Annotated in this window: 9 protein-coding genes; 6 read left to right on the plus strand and 3 right to left on the minus strand. The window is 70.8% G+C overall.

Going from position 1 to position 6045, the window contains the following annotated elements; genetic code table 11:
• Positions 1-80 precede the first annotated feature (80 nt).
• Positions 81-872: a nucleotidyltransferase domain-containing protein gene (locus ACTHMF_RS00280; protein ID WP_440315824.1), complete on the minus strand. Its 792-nt coding sequence runs from the start codon at positions 870-872 to the stop codon at positions 81-83.
• Positions 873-887: 15 nt separating this feature from the next.
• Entirely contained in the window at positions 888-2348 is a 1461-nt protein-coding gene (locus ACTHMF_RS00285; protein ID WP_440315825.1) for an MFS transporter, read from the minus strand.
• A 42-nt stretch (positions 2349-2390) separates the two neighbouring features.
• Here ACTHMF_RS00285 and ACTHMF_RS00290 point away from each other — a divergent pair, with 42 nt between their 5' ends.
• From ACTHMF_RS00290 to ACTHMF_RS00310, 5 genes are read left to right on the plus strand one after another with little or no spacing between them, the layout of a single operon-like run.
• Positions 2391-2912: a phosphoribosyltransferase gene (locus ACTHMF_RS00290; protein ID WP_440315826.1), complete on the plus strand. Its 522-nt coding sequence runs from the start codon at positions 2391-2393 to the stop codon at positions 2910-2912.
• Between the two features lie 44 nt (positions 2913-2956).
• The gene (locus ACTHMF_RS00295; protein ID WP_440315828.1) at positions 2957-3610 is read left to right on the plus strand and encodes a uracil-DNA glycosylase; all 654 of its coding nucleotides are present in this window, start codon (positions 2957-2959) and stop codon (positions 3608-3610) included.
• Positions 3611-3644: 34 nt separating this feature from the next.
• Positions 3645-4223, plus strand: a complete 579-nt coding sequence (locus ACTHMF_RS00300) for an N-acetyltransferase family protein (RefSeq protein WP_440315827.1) — start codon at positions 3645-3647, stop codon at positions 4221-4223.
• Positions 4224-4267: 44 nt separating this feature from the next.
• On the plus strand, positions 4268-4807 hold the full coding sequence (locus ACTHMF_RS00305; protein ID WP_314149206.1) for a DUF2781 domain-containing protein: 540 nt from the start codon (positions 4268-4270) through the stop codon (positions 4805-4807).
• 1 nt (position 4808) lies between these two features.
• Complete coding sequence (locus ACTHMF_RS00310) at positions 4809-5027, plus strand: hypothetical protein (RefSeq protein WP_314149207.1); 219 nt, start codon at positions 4809-4811, stop codon at positions 5025-5027.
• A gap of 17 nt (positions 5028-5044) precedes the next feature.
• Here ACTHMF_RS00310 and ACTHMF_RS00315 read toward each other — a convergent pair whose 3' ends face one another.
• Positions 5045-5380: a DMT family transporter gene (locus tag ACTHMF_RS00315; protein WP_314149208.1), complete on the minus strand. Its 336-nt coding sequence runs from the start codon at positions 5378-5380 to the stop codon at positions 5045-5047.
• A 33-nt stretch (positions 5381-5413) separates the two neighbouring features.
• Between ACTHMF_RS00315 and ACTHMF_RS00320 the strand changes: the two genes are divergently transcribed.
• Entirely contained in the window at positions 5414-5830 is a 417-nt protein-coding gene (locus ACTHMF_RS00320; RefSeq protein WP_314149209.1) for a VOC family protein, read from the plus strand.
• Positions 5831-6045 lie beyond the last annotated feature (215 nt).

The following is a 6045-nucleotide window of genomic DNA, read 5'->3' on the forward strand; positions in this document are numbered from 1 at the left end:
CGGTCGGGTGGGCGGGCGTGGTGGGGGGTGGTGGGGCGTTTTGCGGGTGCGGGGCGGCCCTGCGGGGTGGGGTGTGCGGGTCAGGCCCGGGCCTCGGCGACGCAGGTGCGCAGCAGCGCGATCGCCTCGCGCGCGTCGGCCGCGGTGAAGCTCTGGCGGTCGCCGGCGCGGTCGCGGACGACGCGGTCCAACAGGTCGGCGTGCTCGGGCCAGCGTTCCTGGGCGAAGCGGGCCGCCGCGGTCTTGGAGAGGATGCGGCCGGTCTCCAGCGTGGCGACAAGCCGGATGGGTCCGAGGGCCAGCCAGCGCACCGTCTCCGATCGCACCGGGCCGTCGTCGGGGCGGTCGGCGAGCTCCGCCTCGGCGCCGTCGCCGAGCGGCCCCCAGTACTCGATGAGGTTCTCGCGGGAGAACGTCACCACGCCCTCCTCGACGTCCGGGTGCCGGTCGGCAGTGGGCGACCAGATCACGTCGCCGCCGTCGACGACGCCCTGCACGCCGTCCTCCAGCTCCCGCCAGGTGACCCAGCTCAGCTGGCCGCCCTCCAGCGCGGAGACGAGAACGCCCTCCACCACCTGCGGGGCGGTCTGCACGGCGTCGGGGCCGCGGGCGATCTCCGACTCGGTGAGGTAGACGCCGTCGATGTGCGGATCGGAGGCGGCGTGCAGCGAGGCGAGCGCCTCCAGGTCGTCCTTCGGGTCGCGCGTGACCACGAACACCACGTCGATGTCGCTCACGCCGTGGTGCCAGTCACCGGCGACGGCGGATCCCGTCACGATCGCACGGCTGACCAGCCCGGGGGCGAGGCGTCTCTGCTCGAGGAGGAAGCGCGTGAGCGCGTCGTCCACGGCCTTCGGCAGCTGTGCGTCCATGGGGATCCCCTTCCGTCAGATCGCGGGCACCTCCGCGTCCGCGAATGCCAGCTTCGGCACGAAGAAGAGGAGCACCGCGGCGACGAGGGCTCCGAGTCCGCAGATCGTCCACACCAGCATGTAGCCGAACAGGCTCGCCGCGGTCGCGGTGACCGTCGCCGCGCCCGTGAGCAGCACGACGCCGAAGACCGCGGACGCGAACGAGCCGCCGATGGTCTTCGTGGTGTTCGTCATCGCCGTCGCCACGCCGGTCTGCCCGCGCGGAGCGGCCGCGGCGGCCGCGGCCGGAAGCGCGCCGACGAGGGCGCCGGAGCCGATGCCGGCGATGGCCATGTTGGTGAAGACCTGCCAGGTCTCGAGGTGGAACGGCACGAACAGCAGGTAGCCGATCGCCACCAGGAAGGACGCCCCGATCAGCGTGACGCGCGGGTTCAGCCACGACGACACCAGCGGGAACAGCACCGCCCCGACGATCATCGAGATTAGGTACGCGCCGATCAGGATGCTGCGCTGCCCGGCCGAGAGGCCGAGGCCGTAGCCGTTCACCGGATCCGTCCCGGCGTAGGTGCTGAGCGGCGCCTGCGCGCCGAGCAGGCTGATGCCGATGAGCCCCGCCGTCAGCTGCACCGGCCACATGTTCGGCTTGCGCAGCACGCGCAGGTCGATCGCGGGGTCCTCCTGGCGCAGCTCCCAGCGGGCGAACGGGACGAACGCGAGGACGCCGAGCACGATCAGCGCCCAGACCCACCAGGTGCCGACGCCGTTGATGCGCAGGAACGTCAGCCCGGAGGTGATCAGCAGCAGCCCGATGGTGAGCAGGATGAAGCCGATGCCGTCCAGGCGCCGGCCGGGCACCGGCTCCGACTCGGGGACGCCGAACAGGATCGCGAAGAAGACCAGCGTCACCGCGATCGCCGGCACCATCAGCGTGAGCGCGACGTTGCCGGCGAAGGCCGTGAACAGCATCCCGGCGCCCACCGCGCCGAGGATCGCGCCGAACTCCAGCGCCACGACCAGCAGGCCCGCGGCCCGGTGGGTGCGGGAGGCGGCGGTTCCCGTGCGGCGGCCGCGGTCGAAGATGAGCGCGACCTCGAGCGGCAGCCACACCACGTAGAAGCCCTGCAGCGCGAACGCGACGAGGTAGGTCGTGAAGTCCTGCGAGAACGCGAGCGCCCACGTCGTCAGCGCGGTCAGCAGCGTCGCTACCAGCAGGATGCGCTTGTGGCCGAACATGTCGCCGAGCTTGGCGAGCACGGGCACCACCAGCGCCGACAGCAGCAGCTGCGCCGCCTCGAACCAGTTGTAGTCCGCGTCGTGGATGCCCAGGTGCTTCACAATGTCCGAGATCAGCGGCACGTAGTAGCCCTGCAGGATCCCGCTCGTGAGCTCGACGAGGGCGAGCCATCCGATGAGTGCGGCCGTCGCGCCGATGGCTGCCGTCGACCGACGCTGGGCGACCGCCTCTTTCGAAGTCATGCGCGGATGCTAACACCGCGCGTGCCCTTGTAACGTAGATGCGTGGCCAGCGAAATCGACGATTCAGGTTCAAGCGTTCTCGCGGAGACGGAGCGGGAGGTCCTGGGCTGGCTCGAGTTCGGCGACGCGGCCCGTCATCTCGCGGGCGAAGTGGTCGAGTCCGGGTTCGAACCGGACATGGTCGTCGCCATCGCGCGCGGCGGTCTGCTGCTCGCCGGCGCGATCTCCTACGCCCTCGGGATCAAGGCCTGCGGGGCCCTCAACGTCGAGTTCTACACCGGCGTCGACACCCGCCTGCCCGAGCCCGTCGTGCTGCCCCCGATGCTCGACTCGGCGGCGCTGCAGGCCAAGCGGGTGCTGCTGGTGGACGACGTCTCCGACTCCGGCCGGACGCTCGCGATGGTGGTCGACCTGATCGTCGCCTCCGGCGCCGACGTGCGGACGGTGTGCCTGTACTCGAAGCCGCGCACGGTGCTCGAGCCCGACTTCGTCTGGCGCCGCACCGACCGCTGGATCACCTTCCCGTGGTCGGCGCTGCCCCCGGTGACGGCGACCTCGCACTGAACGCCGTGCCGAAGTCCCTGGCCGAGCTGGCCGCCGACGGGTCGATGGACCCGGGCTGGGCGGAGGCGCTCGCGCCGGTCGCCGACCGGATCGCCGCGATGGGCGACTTCCTGCGCGCCGAGGTCGCGGCCGGCCGCCCGTACCTCCCGGCCGGGCCGAACGTGCTGCGGGCGTTCCGCGCGCCGCTCGCGGACGTCCGCGTCCTCATCGTCGGCCAAGACCCCTACCCGACGCCCGGGCATCCCATCGGTCTGTCCTTCGCGGTCGAACGGGACGTGCGCCCGCTGCCGAGGAGCCTGCAGAACATCTACCGGGAGCTGCGCGAGGACCTCGGCCACGTGCCGCCGCCGCACGGCGACCTGAGCGCGTGGTCGGAGAACGGCATCATGCTGCTCAACCGCGTCCTCACCGTGCGGCCGGGGACCCCGGCGTCGCACCGCGGGAAGGGCTGGGAGCCGATCACCGAGCACGCCATCCGCGCGCTGGTGGCGCGCGGTCGCCCGTTCGTCTCGGTCCGCTGGGGCAGGGACGCGTCGACGCTGAAGCCGATGCTCGGCGGCAACCCGGTGATCGAGTCAGCGCACCCGAGCCCGCTGTCCGCCTCGCGCGGCTTCTTCGGCTCCCGCCCGTTCTCGCGGGCGAACGCGCTGCTGGAGCATGCAGGCCAGAAGCCGGTCGACTGGTCGCTCGCGCCGTAACGCGGCCGCAACACGGGCGACGTAGGCTGGTCGCGTGCTGGAAGAGGAATACGAGACGCGCCGCGTCCTGCCGCGCCACCTGCGCAAGCCGGAGGCGCAGGAGGCGGCGTTCGAGTACAGCATCCGCGAGGCGACGCTGCAGGACATGCCCGACATCCGCGAGATCTACAACCACTACGTCGCCAACAGCACCGTGACCTTCGACGAGGACCCGATGACGCTGCGGGAGTGGAAGAGCAAGTACGCGTACCTGCACAAGCTCGGGATGCCGTTCATCGTCGCCGAGTCGCCGAGCGGCCAGATCCTCGGCTACGCGCTGGTCTCGCCGTGGAAGCAGAAGAAGGCGTACCGGTTCACGGTCGAGAACTCGATCTACCTGGGCGCCGCGTCCACCGGCAAGGGCCTCGGCCCGGTGCTGATGCAGGAGCTGATCGACCGGTCGAAGGCGGCGGGCCTCAAGGAGATGATCGCCGTCATCGCCGACAAGGGCGCGGAGGCGTCGATCAAGATGCACGAGAACTTCGGCTTCACCGAGATCGGCCGGATGGGCCGCGTCGGCTACAAGTTCGAGCGCTGGCTCGGCACCGTGCTGATGCAGAAGTCGCTCAAATAGCGTCGCAGCCGCGATCGGCGCCGGGGCGGGTCTAGGCTCGCCCCGTGAGCACCGTGACCTCGCAGAGCGCGCCCGCCGCGCCGGCCGTCCCCGCGAACCTGCCGCTGCGCAGGCGACCGATCGACATCTTCTTCATCGTGATGTTCTCGCTGTTCAGCCTCACCTGCATCATCAGCGACGCCATCCCCACGCTCGGGATCCCGCAGACGGCGACGACGACGAACATCCTGGCGCAGTGGAACTACACGTACTCGTCGCAGTACGACCCGCTCTACATGCACGAGCCGCTGTGGCTGCGGTTCATCACCGGCACGAGCGCGTTCGTGTACCTGCCGTTCTACATCCTGCTGATCGTGTGCCTGTCGAAGGGGTTCAACTGGATCCAGCTGTTCTGTGTCATCTACGCCACGATGATCATCAGCCTGACGGCCATCCCGATCTTCGGCGTCGAGTTCTTCGGGCCGGTAGGGGAGCGCACGCCGAACCCGCTGGTCTTCCTGCTCTACAACGGACCCTACGTGCTGGTGCCGTTGCTCCTGCTCATCCGGATGCGAAAGCCCATGCCCTTCACCAGGAGGTTCTGACATGCCGCTGCTCGAGGATCTGACCGTGTACGAGGACGGTGACGTCTTCTCGGTCTACGACCACTCGTTCGAGGACGAACCCGGCCGCGGGCGCAAGCTCGGCGAGATCGTGAAGCAGGGCGAGGAGTACGTCCCCTCCGGGTTCGGGGCGGTCTACGAGCACCCGTCGCCCGCGCTCACGATCGACGACGCGGTCGCCGCGTTCGTCGGCTCGGCCTGACGGGCGCGGCCCGGCGCTCAGGCCGGGTGGCGGCCGCCCAGCTCCAGCAGGCCGACGCCGCCGATCAGCAGCACCAGGCCGAGGATCTGGACCCAGGTGAGCGACTCCTTGAAGAACACCCAGGAGATCACCGCGATGACGGCGACGCCGACCGCGGACCAGATCGCGTAGGCGACGCCGAGCGGCACCCCGCGCGAGAGCGACTGCGACAGCGCGAAGAACGACGCGACGTAGCCGACGACCACGATGACGAACGCCCACCACTTCGGGTTCTCGCCCGAGGTGAACTTCAGGAACGTGGTCGCGACGACCTCCGTCGCGATGGCGACGGCGAGGAACAGATAGCCCAGCACGGCACAACGCTAGCGAGCGGAAGGGAACACGGGATGGACGACACGGCACGGGTGCGCCAGCTGCGCATCGTGGTGGAGGCGGAGGACTACGACGAGGCGCTCGCGTTCTTCCGCGACGCTCTCGGGATGCCGGAGCAGGAGAGCTACTCCGGCGACGGCGGGGCCAGGGTCGCGATCCTGGACGCCGGGCGGGCGACGCTGGAGATCGCCAACCCGCAGCAGAAGGCGATGATCGACCGGGTGGAGGTCGGCCGGCCCGTCGCGCCGCGCATCCGGCTGGCGTTCGAGGTGGGCGACAGCCGGTCCGTCACCGCCCGCCTGGTGGATGCGGGTGCGGAGCTGATCGCGCCGCCGACGGTGACCCCGTGGAACTCGCTCAACGCGCGGCTCGCGACGCCGGGTGAACTGCAGGTGACGGTCTTCCAGGAGCTGGATGAAGCGCCCCTATGAGTCTGCTGCGTATCGCGCCCACCGGTGCGGTCGCGGCCTAACCTGAGGGCACGACATCGTCGGACGGGGCGGAACCGCGCCGGCCGAGTGAGGCCGATGACCAATCGTGGGCGGGGGGCGAGCCCCCCGCCCCCGCCCCGTGTCCCGGGGGTCAGCTGGGCGGGGGCGCCCCCCCCCGCCCCCCCGCGCCCCCGCGCCCCGCGCGGGGGGGGGGG

The organism is Leifsonia sp. (genome assembly GCF_051955155.1).
Taxonomy (GTDB): Bacteria; Actinomycetota; Actinomycetes; order Actinomycetales; family Microbacteriaceae; genus Leifsonia.